Annotated in this window: 13 protein-coding genes and 1 pseudogene; 4 read left to right on the forward strand and 10 right to left on the reverse strand. The window is 58.7% G+C overall.

Annotated elements, in window-relative coordinates; genetic code table 11:
- Window positions 1–78: 78 nt before the first annotated feature.
- From TU80_RS07215 to TU80_RS07235, 5 genes are all read right to left on the reverse strand, one after another.
- On the reverse strand, window positions 79–924 hold the full coding sequence (locus tag TU80_RS07215) for an amidohydrolase family protein (protein ID WP_057004135.1): 846 nt from the start codon (window positions 922–924) through the stop codon (window positions 79–81).
- A 28-nt stretch (window positions 925–952) separates the two neighbouring features.
- On the reverse strand, window positions 953–2,242 hold the full coding sequence (locus TU80_RS07220; RefSeq protein ID WP_046383483.1) for an MFS transporter: 1,290 nt from the start codon (window positions 2,240–2,242) through the stop codon (window positions 953–955).
- A gap of 135 nt (window positions 2,243–2,377) precedes the next feature.
- The gene (locus tag TU80_RS07225; RefSeq protein ID WP_046383484.1) at window positions 2,378–3,109 is read right to left on the reverse strand and encodes a GntR family transcriptional regulator; all 732 of its coding nucleotides are present in this window, start codon (window positions 3,107–3,109) and stop codon (window positions 2,378–2,380) included.
- 316 nt (window positions 3,110–3,425) lie between these two features.
- Window positions 3,426–4,745 (reverse strand): MFS transporter, encoded by a 1,320-nt coding sequence (locus TU80_RS07230; protein ID WP_057004136.1) that lies wholly within the window; start codon window positions 4,743–4,745, stop codon window positions 3,426–3,428.
- Window positions 4,746–4,785: 40 nt separating this feature from the next.
- A complete protein-coding gene (locus TU80_RS07235) occupies window positions 4,786–5,559 on the reverse strand; it encodes an SDR family NAD(P)-dependent oxidoreductase (RefSeq protein WP_046383486.1) in 774 nt (257 codons plus the stop codon).
- Between the two features lie 147 nt (window positions 5,560–5,706).
- Here TU80_RS07235 and TU80_RS07240 point away from each other — a divergent pair, with 147 nt between their 5' ends.
- On the forward strand, window positions 5,707–6,609 hold the full coding sequence (locus TU80_RS07240; RefSeq protein ID WP_046383487.1) for a LysR family transcriptional regulator: 903 nt from the start codon (window positions 5,707–5,709) through the stop codon (window positions 6,607–6,609).
- 87 nt (window positions 6,610–6,696) lie between these two features.
- Here the strand turns inward: TU80_RS07240 and TU80_RS07245 are convergent, their stop codons facing one another.
- Window positions 6,697–7,203, reverse strand: coding sequence for a P-loop nucleotide/nucleoside kinase family protein (locus TU80_RS07245; RefSeq protein WP_057004213.1), 507 nt, complete (start codon window positions 7,201–7,203; stop codon window positions 6,697–6,699).
- A gap of 313 nt (window positions 7,204–7,516) precedes the next feature.
- On the opposite strand from TU80_RS07245, the gene flgE reads away from it, so the two are divergent.
- Entirely contained in the window at window positions 7,517–8,833 is a 1,317-nt protein-coding gene (gene flgE / locus TU80_RS07250; protein WP_057004137.1) for a flagellar hook protein FlgE, read from the forward strand.
- 75 nt (window positions 8,834–8,908) lie between these two features.
- Window positions 8,909–9,694 carry a flagellar basal-body rod protein FlgG gene (gene flgG, locus TU80_RS07255; RefSeq protein WP_057004138.1) on the forward strand — a complete coding sequence of 262 codons (786 nt, stop codon included), beginning with the start codon at window positions 8,909–8,911 and terminating at the stop codon, window positions 9,692–9,694.
- 182 nt (window positions 9,695–9,876) lie between these two features.
- Here the strand turns inward: flgG and TU80_RS33910 are convergent, their stop codons facing one another.
- On the reverse strand, window positions 9,877–10,740 hold the full coding sequence (locus TU80_RS33910; protein ID WP_371920069.1) for a methyl-accepting chemotaxis protein: 864 nt from the start codon (window positions 10,738–10,740) through the stop codon (window positions 9,877–9,879).
- Window positions 10,735–11,499, reverse strand: a pseudogene (locus TU80_RS33915) (MCP four helix bundle domain-containing protein); the annotation flags it as partial. The gene TU80_RS33910 and the pseudogene TU80_RS33915, both read right to left, overlap by 6 nt.
- 190 nt (window positions 11,500–11,689) lie before the next feature.
- On the opposite strand from TU80_RS33915, the gene TU80_RS07265 reads away from it, so the two are divergent.
- Window positions 11,690–12,901 (forward strand): multidrug effflux MFS transporter, encoded by a 1,212-nt coding sequence (locus tag TU80_RS07265; protein WP_057004139.1) that lies wholly within the window; start codon window positions 11,690–11,692, stop codon window positions 12,899–12,901.
- 43 nt (window positions 12,902–12,944) lie between these two features.
- Here the strand turns inward: TU80_RS07265 and TU80_RS07270 are convergent, their stop codons facing one another.
- Entirely contained in the window at window positions 12,945–13,859 is a 915-nt protein-coding gene (locus TU80_RS07270) for a site-specific integrase (RefSeq protein WP_017846244.1), read from the reverse strand.
- Between the two features lie 108 nt (window positions 13,860–13,967).
- Complete coding sequence (locus TU80_RS07275; RefSeq protein WP_046383491.1) at window positions 13,968–14,780, reverse strand: M949_RS01915 family surface polysaccharide biosynthesis protein; 813 nt, start codon at window positions 14,778–14,780, stop codon at window positions 13,968–13,970.
- Window positions 14,781–14,844 lie beyond the last annotated feature (64 nt).

Below are 14,844 nucleotides of genomic sequence, written 5' to 3' on the forward strand. Positions count from 1 at the left end.
TTAATATACTCCTTCATTCCTTCCTCCCACTCTACAACTAAGGAAGGTCTGAAGTAGCCAGAAATTTACGCGTAAGTTTCAACTTTCGCCTTTTGCAAACCCGAATAACATCCGTGGCGAGTCCACTAGCAGCGCACGCATAAGCTCCGTCGAGCACTCCAGTGCTTGAAGTTGATCGATCACCGTATCGAAACCGACGCCTTCTTCATGTTGCGTATGCGGCCAGTCGCTGCCCCACACCAAACGGCGACGGCCGAAGCTCTGCTCCAGCAGCGGTAACGCCATCCGGGCAAACTCGAGGTTCTGTTGTGGCGTACCTTCCAGTCGATAGATACCGGACACCTTCATCCACACTTGCCCGCTCAGCCCCAGTTCCAGCACCTCGGAAAAACCTGGCTGATCAAGGCCAAAACGCGCGTCCGGACGCCCCAAGTGATCGATGACGAGTTTGATCCCAAACGGCATCAGCTGACGAATCAGTTTCGGTAAATCCTCCACCTGGCGGTGCAACTCCACGTGCCAGTCCAGTTCAGCGATGTGGCCGAAGAAGTCCTTCCAGGCAGCATCGTGAAAGTCAGGCAAGGCTTTGCCCATGAGGTTCAAGCGAATGCCGACCACACCCAGCCGAGCCATGTCGTTCAACATGACGCGGCTGACACCTCGCTCCAGCACCACCACCCCTCGCAATCGTTCCGGCACCTGCCTCAGCGCCGCCAGCAGGTAGTTATTGTCGGTGCCGAGAAAACTCGGCTGCACCAATACACCATGACTCAGGCCATGGGTTTGCAAGTGCTTCAGATACTGCGCAAGTGTGGCGTCGTAGCCAGGGGTATAGCGTCGTGCAGCGGCCAGGTTCAGCTCGCGGCTGAACACATGAGCGTGGGAGTCGATGCCGGTGATCGGCGCAGGACAGGTATCAGGCATGGATTTCATCTATCGAAGGTAATGGTCATCAGGCCCGGGCGGTCTCGTTGCCGTCGACCGTGGTTTGCACCGGTGCAGTCGAGGCCTCGAGACTGCGCCCACGGGTTTCCGGCAGGCAAAGTGCCGCGATCACCGCCACACCGTAGGCGACCCCTGCGTCGATGCCAATTGCAGACCCCAAGGACATGGAGTCGCTCATGTGGCCGACCAGGAACGGGAACACCGCGGAAAGTACTCGGCCAAAGTTGTAGCAGAAACCGACACCGGCGCCGCGCACGTCCGCTGGATACAACTCGTTGAACAGCGCACCAAGACTCGCCGGAATGCCAGCGGCGAAGAAGCCGAGCGGAAACCCCAGGAACAGCATCTGGGTATTGGTCAGCGGCAGGAAAACATAACACTGCACGGTGACGACACAGCACAACGCAAACAACACGATGTTTTTGCGACGGCCAATACGGTCGATCAAAAATCCGCTGACCACACAGCCACACCAGAAGGCGAAGATAATCACCGCCAGGTAGCCGCCAGAGTTCAGCACCGACAGGTTGCGCTCTGTCTTGAGGAACGTCGGCAGCCAGGTCATCACTGCGTGGTAGCCGCCGTGCGCGCCGAGGCCCAACAGGCCACCGAACAGCGTCACGCGGATGAGTTCAGGGCGGAAAATGCCGGCCAGGGATTTGAAGAAGCTTTGCGGGATGGCGTTTTCTTTTTGCAGGCGCTGGAAGCTGTCGGGCTCCTCGACGTTGCGACGTACCCAGATGATCAGGAACGACGGCAGCAATCCGACCAGGAACATCACACGCCAGGCCATGTCCTGCGGTACAAAGGAGTAAATCAGCGTAAACACCCCTACCGCCAGGCCCCAACCTACGGCCCAGGCGCTTTGTACCGTTCCCATGACCTTGCCGCGATATTGAGGGTTGATTGTCTCAGCCATCAGCACTGCGCCGGCAGCCCATTCGCCACCGATGCCAAAACCCTGGAGCGCTTTGACGATCAAGAGCTGATTGAATCCCGTCACGAACGCGGACAGAAAGGTGAAGACCGAGAACCACAAAATCATCCACTGAAGTGTGCGTACCCGGCCGTAGCGGTCGGACAACGTCCCCCCTACCCAGCCACCAATGGCTGAAGTGACCAGGGTGACACCACTGATCAGCCCGGCGTCGCCCTTGGTCAGGGCGAACGCGGCGATCAACGCCGGAATCGCCAGGCCGAACATTTGCACCTCCAGCGCGTCGAGCGACCATCCGCCGAAGCAGGCCCAAAACGTCTTGCGCTCCCGAGGAGTGACTTGGCGATACCAGCTAAACATGATTCTTATCCTTATAGGTGGAACGTGAGGCAGCCGAGAGCGAACCGCGCCGCTACGAGGCCAGTCAGAACAAACAAAACGATCAAACCAGCGGCGACCGACTCGCCGCTGAACGAAACGCTACCCAGGCACGGGTCAGCGAATATCCACGCGGTAACGGAAGTGCTCGGCATGCCCGCGAGAACGACGCCACTCCAGCGGTGTGCCGGCGTAATCACGCGCCAGCCTCTCGATCACCACCACCGGGCTGTTGACCGGGACTTGCAGCAATCGCGCGTGCACGTCATTCACCGATTCAGCGGTCAGCGTTTCTTCGGCCGAGGCGACGACCTGACCGCAGACCTCTTCATAGATCGGATACAACAGCGGCCCTTTGCTACTCAGGTCGATCTCCAGCAGCGGCTGAAAGCGGTTGCGGGGCAACCAGATTTCTTCGGCGAGCACCGGCTGAACATCGAGCAGACGCACACGAACAATGCGGATCACCGGCGCGTCGAGTGGCAGCCCCAACGCCTGGGCCACCGCCGAGGGCGCGGCCACCGGTTCGATCGACAGGATGCGACTCTCTGGCACCCGGCGCTCGCCGGCAGCGGTTTGAAAACGGAAGAATCGGAACAGCGAAGATTGGAACTGAGGCCGGCGAATGAAAGTGCCTCGACCTTGCTGACGTTCCAGGATACCTTCACTGACCAATGCATCGACCGCTTTGCGCACGGTGCCAGTAGACAGTTGGTATTCCGCTGAAAGCGCAGCTTCGGTGGGAATCGCTTCCCCCGGACGCCAGCGATTGTTGGCGATCTGTTCAGCCAAATGGTCACGCAGGCGTTGGTAAAGCGGCAGGCGAACATCACTGGAAAGAGCATTCATCGACTTTATTCACCTTGTTATCTAGTCATATATATGAATATAGAGGTGAGTATTTCCCCATACCGCTTGGCTGTCAATAAGGGTCAAGGCATTTTGCTGACGAATAGCGGGGCCAAGCCGTAGCCAATCTGCGTCAGTTCGACTCGGAAATCCTCTCCGTTGTCTCCCCTGCCCCCCCGCAAATCTTGTCCATCAACGCTTGAGCCACACCGCTGCCCTGCTCAAGGATTTTGAGGGCGGCACTGATCGCGGATCACCAGAACGGCTACTGACGCATTGCCAGGATCGCTGACAACCGCGCAGTCAATTTTGTGTCTCATCGCCGCACCTTCACCCAAGCCATGAGCAACGCCGAGGACAGTACCCCGACCGTCATGAAAATATAGGCCGCTCCGGGGTTGCCGGTAAGGCCGATCAGGTAGCCGACAATCCATGAGCCCACAAAGGCACCTAATGCCCCGCAAGCGTTGATCAAACCAATTGCGCCACCGAAAACATTGGAGGGCAGAACTTCCGGGATCAGCGCAAAAAATGGTCCGTAAGGCGCGTACAAAGCCGCCCCGGCGATGCTCAGCAAAGCAAATGACAACCAGAAATGGCTCGGGCCAAGCAAGTAGGAGCAGAAAAATGCCAGCGCACCCAGCGCCAGAAGCGGCCAGACAAAATGTTTACGCTGCTGGGATTTATCTGACATCCAAGACACCGCAAGCATGGCGGCCACGGCCGCGACATAAGGCACAGCGCTCAACCAGCCTACCGTGACAATATCCGTAGCCGCGGCTTGTTTGATGATCGTCGGCAGCCACATGATGAATCCGTAAACCCCGATGCTCCACAGCGCGTGGACGCAGCACAGTTGGATCACCACCGGGCTGGTAAACGCCTGGCGGTAATTACGCACCACCTTCATGCCTTTCTGTTCGTTTGCCAGTGTCGCGGCCAGCTGGTTTTTTTCCTGCTGAGTCAGCCAGTCGACCTGCTCGGGCTTGTCCCGCGCCAGCCGCCACCAGATGAACGCCCACAACACTGCTGGCGCGCCTTCAATCACGAACATCTCGCGCCAGCCCCACGCGTGAATCAAATAGCCCGAGACCACCGACATCCAAAGTACGGTGACCGGATTGCCGAGAACCAGAAACGTATTGGCACGCGAGCGTTCCTTGCGGGTGAACCAGTTACTGATGAAAATCAGCATGGCGGGCATCACTGCGGCCTCGACGATGCCCAGCGACACCCTGATCACCATCAACATCGGAATATTGGTCACCAGCCCCGTGGCCATCGCGCAGATGCCCCACAAGATCAGGCTCCAGAACACCAATTTGCGCACACTGTATTTCTGCGCGTAGATAGCGCCCGGAACCTGAAAGAAAAAGTAGCCCAGAAAGAACAGGGCCCCGATCAACGAGGATATGCTTTTGGTGATACCCAGGTCCTGCTCGATGCCCGCAGCACTGGCAAAGCCATAATTGGCGCGATCCAGATACGCGAGGCTGTAGGTAATGAAAATTAGCGGAATCAGATACCGCCAACGCTTGGGTGCGAAGCTTTTGGTTTTGACGTGTTGACGATTTTCGTCGGTAGCCTGCCCGGCAATATCGACCAGCGACGCTACCTGCTCTTTGAGGTTGCTCATGGATGTCCCCTGTTATTGTTGTTTGCGGCGGGAGTAACATTCAAACGACGCTTGTCAGGCCTCCGTCGACGAAGATCGTTTGGCCGTTGATGAAGTCCGAGGCAGCGGATGCGAGAAATACGGCGGCACCACACAACTCCTCGACGCGCCCCCAACGGCCCGCGGGCGTGCGTTTGCACAGCCATTGGGAAAATTCCGGATTGTCTACCAGCGCCTGGTTCATCTGCGTCGCGAAATAGCCAGGTGCCAACCCATTGGCCTGAATACCGTGGCACGCCCATTCGGCGCACATGCCCTTGGTGAGCATCTTCACGGCACCTTTCGACGCCGCATAAGGAGCGATCGTCGGCCGGGCCAATTCGCTCTGAACCGAGCAGATATTGATGATCTTGCCGCGACGCCGGGCAATCATGTGCCGGGCGACTGCCTGGGACACATGGAAGACGCCGTCTAGATTGACCCGCATCAATTCGTGCCAATCGTTCGCGGCAAAATCTTCCAGCGGTGCCCGCCGCTGAATGCCGGCATTGTTCACCAGGATATCGATGGCTCCGGTCTGCGCCTCAAAGCTATTGATCACTTCGAAAACCTGAGCCTGATCGGTGACATCAAACACCGCGATCTCTGTGCTTACACCCTCGTCACGCAATTGACTTGCGATGAGTTGCGCTCTGTCACTATTACGATCATTGATCACCACAGTGGCGCCCGCAGCTCCCAAGCCCCTGGCTAGTTCAAGCCCGATGCCTTTGCCCGAACCGGTGATCAGGGCCCTGCGCCCGTTAAGCTGGAAGCTACTGGTATTGAATGACATGCTGTTCTCCACAAATGGCCATTTGTTTTTTTCGGCCTTGCCGTCACTTCATCGCAGCCCAGCGGTCACGTCCAATCGTCATTAATGATATCGTGATCAAAATTCATGATAAGCGCGAAACAGCCCCTGAAAGCTCGGAGTATTCAGATGGAAATCAAACATTTGAGAGCATTTGTGACCTTGGCTCAGGAGCTTCACTTCGGTCGAGCCGCGCAACAACTGTCGATCGTTCAACCGGCGCTGAGCATGCAGATCAAGTTGCTCGAGGAAGAACTGGGGGTGCGCCTGTTCGAGCGCAGTCGGCACTCGGTCGCTTTGACCGAAGTGGGACTGATTTTCCTACCGGAGGCGCGCGCGACCTTGCATCAAGCGGCCCATGCAGCGGACGTGGCCAGGGCGTCAGGGCGCGGTGAAATAGGTCGCGTGCGTTTAGGTTTCGTCTCCTCGGTATTACCCGAATTGCTGCCCACCTTGATCCGCTCACTGCATCAACGATTCCCGCGGATTGAACTGGAACTCAAGGACATGCCGGGCCCGGATCAGACAGCGGCGCTGAAAAATGGCCAGCTCGATTTCGGCTTGATGCGTTTGCCGGCCGTGGCCCCGGGGATTCAAACCCTGGAAGTGCTACGGGAGACCTTCATAGTGGCTTTGCACGGCGATCATCCTCTGGCTGTGTGCGGCACGCTGCACCCCACAGCGCTGGCAAACGTACCCGTTTTCGTCCTCGGCAGACGCTATGCACCCGGATTTTACGATGGCCTAATGCATGCCGTGAGCACCCACGGCGCGCAGCTGGAAATAGCATCGGAACTCGGCGAGTTCACCACCATGCTCGCGCTGGTTTCCGCCGGGCTCGGCGTCGGGTTACTGCCGGCTCGTGCCGGGCGTGCCCTGCCCGCCAACGTGATGTCCAAGCCCCTGGAGTTGGGCGATTACCGGGCAACGACCGGCCTTGCCTGGGTTGATCTGGACAGTCCGGTGAAGAACACCGTATTCAACCTGGTGAACGAGCTGTTGGCTGACCCCGCTGCCGAGCGTTTTCGCTAGCGAAAACAGCGGTTGCTCGTGCCGCGCCGCAGGCAAGTGCGCAAACTCCCCTGCCCTCACCGCAGACTAAGCGCCCATTAGCCGCCACTACTCACTGGGCAATAAGCCTTCGGTGAGCATCGATACTGCTTGCTCCGGCGAACTCAGCGCGGTGTCTATGCAAAACGGCGCTTCGGCCCACGCTTCATATTCGTGATCCAACACAGATTGCCAGGTTGGTGGAATCAACCCGGGAATATCACCCAGCCTCGTTTCTATCCGGCGCCGATGTTCGTTTTTATCCGAGCAAATCACTTCAATATTTACCAACCGAACACCCGCTTTCGAGGCGGCTTCGTTCCACGCCATTCGGCTTTCGACGACTGGATTTACGCAATCAACGATGACCATACGGCCTAGACTAAGATTACTCAGGGCAAGTTCATTCGCGACCATGTAGCCACTGCGTCCCACGTCTTGCGCAAGAGCACCGGAGTTTCGAATCGCTTGTTCGATCGTATCGATCCGCAGGTAGAGGGCGCCTGTCGTAGCAACGAGGGCCTTGGCGATAGTGGTTTTTCCAGTGCCCGGAAGGCCGCTGAATACGATAAGCATTGTCTGTCCTTGGAAGAGTGCGAACACAATGTACCTTGTAACGTCGGTCATCAGATCACCGTTTAAGTTATGCCTCCCACAAGAAATCTGACGCCTCCATCATTCCTCCATGGTTCCTCCCATAAAACCCGACATTCTTTGCGCACAATCAGCATCTCTAATGTCATCGCCGATTAAGCGGTGGGCGCTTGGATGACTAACTGACGGCCTGAAAAAGATACTCCAAGGGTGTCTCAGCAACCCCATGCTTCAATCCCGGCCAGATCAGCCCCCTGCTTCAAATTCAAACCGAATGGCAAAATAAGGAGTGGCTATGTCTTTTAATATTGGGCTCAGCGGGCTGTTTGCGGCCAACAAACAGTTGGATGTCACTGGCAATAACATCGCCAACGTCGCCACCACCGGTTTCAAATCATCCCGTGCAGAATTTGCTGATATCTATGCGGCTGCCAAGCTGGGTACTGGGCGTAACGCTATCGGTAATGGTGTGAACCTGTCCGCTGTGTCCCAGCAGTTCACTCAAGGCGATGTCAACGGCAGTGGCGGCACACTGGATATGGCGATCCAAGGCGGTGGTTTTTTTGTGCAGAAAGGCAGCGACGGCTCTCTGCAGTACACCCGTAACGGTGCCTTCAGCGCAGACAAAGATGGCTACATCACCAACAATACGGGCACCTCTCGCCTGCAAGGCTACGCCGCAGACGCCGACGGCAAGATCATCAAGGGCGGGTTGACCGACCTGCGGCTGAACCTGTCGAACCTGCCGCCAAAGGCTTCCAGCAAGGTGGACTCCACCAGCAACCTGAACGCGTCTGCGCCGGCGATCAACCAAGCCACCAAGCCGTTCGACCCAACCGACACCAGCAGCTTCACGACCCAATACAGCACCACCTTGTACGACACCCAAGGCAACTCGCACGCTATGGTGCAGTACATGGTGAAGACGGACGCCAATAAATGGATGTCTTACACGCTGATCGATGGACGCAATCCAGACGGCACGGCGATCAGTGGCCCCGCCGGTGTCGCGCCCAGCGGCTCACTGTTGACATTTGATACGTCGGGCACCCTTTCGACTATTACAGTACCGCCCTCCACCACGTCCAAGACCACCCTGACGATTACCGACTGGAAGCCGGGCGCGCTGGTCAATGGCGCATGGAAAGATAACGGCGCTGCCGCCAACCCGGGTGGCGTTGCGATCAACATGGGCAACATTACACAGTACAACTCTGCCAGCTATCGCAACCCGCCGATCACCGATGGTTACGCGACGGGGCAAATTACCGGCCTGAAAATCGACGGTAGCGGTGTGATGTTCGCCACGTTCAGCAACCAACAAAGTAAAGCGATCGGCCAGCTGTCGCTGGCCAGCTTCAACAACGAGCAAGGCCTGCAGCCGGCGGGTGGCACTGCCTGGAAGGAAACCTTCGCTTCTGGCCAGCCGGGTTATGACGTCCCTCAGGCCGGAACGCTGGGATCGATCGTCGCCAATGCTCTGGAGAACTCCAACGTTAACCTGACCACCGAGCTGGTGAACCTGATCAAGGCCCAGAGCAACTACCAGGCAAACGCCAAGACGATTTCGACCGAGAGCACCATCAACAAAACGTTGCTCCAGATGACGTGAGGCGTGGTCGGAAGTCCATTGTTTGCTCCACCCGATAGATCCTGACCCCGCACCACCGCCGCCAAGGAGATTTGGATGCTGCCTGCACTGTATGTCGCAAAAACCGGGCTTTCTGCCCAGGACACTAACCTGACCACTATTTCCAACAACCTGGCGAACGTCTCGACTACCGGCTTCAAACGTGATCGCGCCGAGTTTCAAGACCTTGTCTATCAGATCAAACGACAGCCAGGCGCACAGTCAACCCAGAACAGTGCACTGCCCTCTGGCCTGCAACTAGGCACCGGGGTGCATGTCGTCGGCACCCAGAAAAACTTCTCTGCCGGCAGCCTGCAAACGACCGGTCAACCTCTGGACCTGGCGCTGAACGGCCGTGGTTTTTTCCAGATACTGCAACCCGACGGCAGCCTTTCCTACACGAGGGACGGTACGTTCCACTTAAATGCAAACGGTCAGATCGTCACCGCGAATGGGTTCGCCCTGGAACCGGCGATCGTTGTCCCCAACAACGCCCAGACATTCACCGTGGGCCAGGACGGGACTGTATCGATCACTGTCGCCGGCAGCCCTGCCTCGCAGGTGATTGGCAATCTGCAGATAGCCGATTTCATTAATCCGGCAGGCTTGCAAGCACAAGGCGCCAACCTCTTTCTGGAAACCGCCGCCAGCGGGGCTCCTCAAGTCGGCACTCCAGGAGTCAATGGTATCGGCACAACATTGCAGAGCACCTTGGAAACCTCAAACGTGAGTACCGTTGAAGAGATGGTCAACATGATCACCACTCAACGAGCCTATGAAATGAACTCCAAAGTTGTCTCTACCGCAAAAGAGATGCTAGGCAACCTTACAAAGAGTCTTTGATTGAGTAACGAGACAGCACCGATTCAATGCTGCCATGACGACTGTCACGATCGTATATCCCCAGCCGCCAGCCTACCAAACAGCCAAACCTCATCCCTCATCCCTCATCCCTCAGCCATCACGAATTGCCGATGGCTGCTGGCGTTAGGATTGAGTCGAGTTGTCTAAATCAGCGGTGATGCTCAGAGCCGAAATCGATCCACCGACTGCGACAATTTCCCCGCCAACGCAGACAACTCGTCCGTCGTCGAGGCCGTCGTGCCGATCACCTGGCTGTTGCGCTGCGACATGCTGGCAATCATCTCCACTTGATGGGCAATTTCGTTACTGGCCAGGCTTTGCTCGCTGATGGTGCGGGAGATGTCGTTGACCAACTCGGTGGTGTTGAGGGTGGCCTGGAGAATCTCGCGGATGGCGCGCTCGACTTCGGCGGTCACGGCCATGCCCTTGTCCACTTGTGTGACGCCCTCCTCCATGCTGGTCACCGCTTCGCGGGTGTTTTGCTGGATACGGCCGACCATGCTGGCAATTTCCTGGGTCGAGGCGCTGGTGCGTCCGGCCAGGCTGCGCACTTCATCGGCGACTACCGCAAAACCGCGCCCCTGTTCACCGGCACGGGCGGCTTCGATCGCGGCATTCAGGGCCAGCAGATTGGTTTGATCGGCAATGCCCTTGATGACCTGGATAATGCTGAAGATTGCCTCGGACTCCTTGTCCAGCGTGCGGATGACGTGAGCCGACTGCTGCGCCGAACGGGCAATGCCAGCCATGTCACTGACCACTTGGTGGATCACCCGACCGCCGTCCTTGGCCAAGGCTTCTGCCTGGTTGGCCATGTTCAGTGCGCGCGCCGCATGTTGGGTGATTTCCTCGATACTGGCGGTCATTTCACTGGCCGCCGCCGCCATGGTGCTGGCGGCGCTACTTTGCTGCTGACTGCTGCCCGCCACCTCATGGCAACCCTGGCTCAACTGCTCGCTCATGCCATTGACGCCATGGGCATTGCTGCGCACCACTTCGATCATGCCGCGCAGGTCCCGCTGCATGGTGCCGAGGCTGCGTATCAGCGCGCTGGCCTCGTCCTTGCGCTGGGGCTCGACAATCGGTTCGCTCAAATTGCCACGGGCAATGCTGTCGGCGATGCGGCTTGCGGCCTGCAACGGCCCCATGATGCTCCGGGTAACCCAGCGGCCCTGCGCCAGGAGCAGCAGCAGGCTCGCAATCAACACCACGCCCAAGGTGAAGTTGGCGTTGCTGATGGTTTGTCGGGTGCCGATGCTGGTTTGCTGCGTATTGGTTTCGATCAGCTCGCTGAGGCTCGCCAGCTGACCTTCCAACTGGCTGAAGGCTGTATTGAAGGTCTCCAGTTCGCCGCGAGCGGCCTCCGGGTTGTCCAGCGCGAGTGCCACAATGCGTTCAGCGGCGCTGATATAGGTATCCAGGCTGGGTTTGATTTTTTCCAGGCTGGTCTTGAGCGTGTCGCCCAGCGGCAGCTTGAGGTTGTCCTCCAGCACCTGGCGAAAGTGCTCGGCATGCTCCTTGAGCGAGTTGCCGACCTCGGCCTTGGTGCTGGTGCTTTTACCCAACCCGACCAACATCGCCGACAACACATCGGCGCGCAGGGCGTCGTGCATCATGTCGGCTTCCATGTGGTTGCGCAGCACCGTCATGCTGATCTCGTTATCCTGCACGGCATCGGCCATCCGGACGTTTCCCAGGTAACCGGCCAGGCTCATGATCAAAGCGGTGAGCAACCCGGTCGCAATCAATAGCCATAAGCGTAATTTGATCGTCATGCTGGTCATCCCCGTAGCCTGGACAGCCGGTTGGGAACCCAACCGCTAGAGCGTCACTGATACTGTTATCGGCAGAGGCTCCCTGTTATTGAAGCTCAATTGCGCAGATCTGCGCAGATAAACTCAAAGCCTTCCCCGCCTTGTTTGCGCGGGGGCGGTTCTTTAAGCTGACCGACCTTTGCTTCACCCGGAACTGCCCATGCCTAAACGTATCGCCCGCCTTGCTTTGCTGCTAGGTCTGATCACGGCCGTCGGCCCCTTTGCCATCGATATCTACCTGCCAGCGCTGCCGACCCTGGGCGCCAGCCTGCAGGCCTCGCCGGCAGCGGTGCAGATGAGCCTCACGGTGTTCTTCATGATCATCGGCGTCTGCCAGCTATTTTATGGCCCGATCAGTGATGTGTTCGGGCGCAAGCCGCCGATCTATGCCGGGTTGGTGATCTTCGCCGTGGGCAGTATCGGCTGCGCCCTGGCGCCGAGCATCGAAGTGCTGATTGGTTTTCGCGCCGTGCAGGCGTTCGGCGCATGCGCGGGGATGGTGATTCCGCGGGCGATTGTGCGTGACCTGTATACCGGCCATGAAGCGGCACGCCTGATGGCTTTGCTGATGTTGGTGATGAGTGTGTCGCCGATCCTCGCGCCATTGGCCGGTAGCCTGGTGATTGCGCTCTGGAGTTGGCGCGAGGTGTTTGCCGTGCTGGCGGTGGTGGCCGTGTTGTGCCTGGGCATGACCATCGTGCAATTGCCTGAAACCCACCCCGCCGAGCGCAGACTGGGCAAGACCCTGGGGCATGCATTCAGCAGTTATGGGGCGTTGTTGCGCGACCCGGTGTTCATCGGTTTATCGGTGGTGTGCGGGTTCGGCCTGGCAACGTTCTTTGTGTTTATCGGCAGCGCGCCGTTCGTATACATCGAGTACTTCGGGTTGACCCCGACCCAATTCAGCCTGTGCTTTGCGCTGAACGCTGCGTCATTTTTTGCCATGAGCCAGCTCACCGCCCGCCTGAGCGCACGCTTCGGGCTGGCACCGCTGATTCGCTGGTCGGTGGTGGGCGTGGCGGCGGTCATGGTGGTGTTGGCCGCCACCACGCTGTGGGGCAGTCACCTGGGCTTGATGATGACACTGCTGTTTATCGGTTTCGGGTTTCTCGGCTTGCTGTTACCGGCGGCCGGTGTGTTGTCCCTGGAGGATCATGGTGCGGTGGCGGGTTCCGCGTCGGCACTGCTCGGCGCGATCCAGATGATCACGGCCGCGGTCTCCATGACCCTGGTGGGAATCTTCGCCGATCACACCCCGGCGCCGATGTTGATTGGCATCGCCCTGTGTGCGGTCGCGGCAATGTTCACCACGTTGTGGACCTTGCGCCGTCTACCGGCGCACCTGCTGCCCGGCGCCCCGCCTTCCTCCTGAGCCATGCCCGAGGATGGAACGCGGCGACCGCGCTCGCCGGCGGCTACAGGTCAAACCGATCCACCGCGCGCCGGCGCTCATTGTCGTCGCGCATGTCATAGCTGGCGGTGGTCTGGATATTGGTGTGGTGCGCAAGTTTTTGTGCAATCGACAGATCATGTTCCTCGATCACCCGCGTGATGAAGGACCGCCGGAAATCATGGGGCATGATCGTCACCCCGACTTGCTGACCTCGCTGGCGGGCGATGTAGTAAATCGCATGCTTGGTGATGCGTTCGCGGGTGATGTGGCTGCCCCGGCGGATGCGGTTGAACAGGAACGCATCGTCTGGCTCGCCTTCCTTGAGCTGTTCGCGCCGGAATTCGAGCCAGGCCTGTAATTTGGCGAAGGCCCAGCCCGGCGCGTACTTGATCAGTTCCTTGTTGCCCTTGCCGATCACGCGCAGGCTGCGCTCGCCAAAGTTGATCTGCGCCAGGTCGAGGTTGACCGACTCCGACTTGCGCATGCCTGAGCCATACAAGATGCCGATCACTGCAGCATCGCGCAGGCCCTGGGGGCGCGGATCGGCAGCGCACACATCCATCATTTCGCGGATCAACGTGCGACGCAGATTGCGCCCCTGGCTCAGGCGTGTACCGGGCGCAGCCTTGACCGTGCGGATTTTCAGCAGGTGTTCCTGGCTGATCAGGCTCATGCGCCAGGCTTCGTTCATGACCCCGCGCACAGCGTTGACATACAGCGATGAGGTATTGGGCGCGTAGCCGTCCTCGCGCAAGGCCGCAACCAGCGCGATCACCTGTTCGGGTTGCAGCAGGTGCCAGTCGATCTCCTCAAGGTTGATGTCCTCGAAGCCCAGGCGGTCGGCGGCATCCTGCAGCACGTAACGCATGGTCAGTTGGCTGGAGGGCGCCAGGCGGGTGAGGTAGAGGGTCAGAGGGTTGCGGATAGACTCAGTCAAGGTAGATCAGCCTTTGGATTAAATACCTCGAGTAACCAATTGTTTATTCGAGGTATTTATTGAATTGGCGACGGCCGAGTCTAACGCACGATCGGCCCTGGCGCCAAATCACGGGGCGGTCTCTTCGTCCTCGGTCGGCTCCTGGGACGGGGTCTGCGCCTGGCCCCATTCAGCATCCTGTTTCTGCATCAGCGCGAACCAGTGCTGACGCATGAACGTCAGGTAGGCCTCCGGCGCCTTGGCAAAGTCTTTCTCGTCGCTGTAGCAACCCGGCAAAGGCAACTCGGTGCCCTGCTCCTTGTACTGGCTGACCAACGCTTGTTGCCCGGCGACGCTGCAATCCCTGGGCAGCGGCATGCCACGCAGTGCCCCGGCCTCTTCGTCCCACCAGGCGGCGCCGACCCGGTCGACCCCGCGCAGGCGGTACTTCTGCGCCTTGCCGACATGCATGATCAGTTTGAATTCATTAGGGCTGACATCACTGGTGCAGGTGCGCGTGTAACCCACCGTAGCCTGGGTGGTGCCGTCGCCGGCAAGGTCGGTGACTTTGGTCGCCGCCATGTCGAAGCGCAGCGCGGCATCGAATTCACAGTGCTGCACGTCGTCGTAGAGCATCCACATGCGCTTGGGGCGGTCACCGTCGATCAGATACTGGGCCGCGTAGACAAACGCCGACTGGGTGCCGTCATCCTCGCGTTCGCTGATTTGCTCGGCCAACACCAGCAGGTTCTTGCCCTGGCGGTCGTCCCAGGTGTAGGCGGCAACTTGCTTGCCGCGCACTTCAACCCCTTCCGGCAGTTGGGCCACCGTGGTCAGCGCCACTGCGTCATCGGCGCATGCGGTGGTGACGCAGGCTGCGCTCATCAACAATCCCATCAACACCGGCCGCCATTGGCCGCCTAAACGCTGCACGCTATTCATCCGAGTACCCTGGCAAGAGATGGCTTACTTTACCGGCACTTGAGGCGCAATGCAGAGAAGATTC

Source organism: Pseudomonas veronii (assembly GCF_001439695.1).
GTDB classification, from domain to species: Bacteria; Pseudomonadota; Gammaproteobacteria; order Pseudomonadales; family Pseudomonadaceae; genus Aquipseudomonas; species Aquipseudomonas veronii.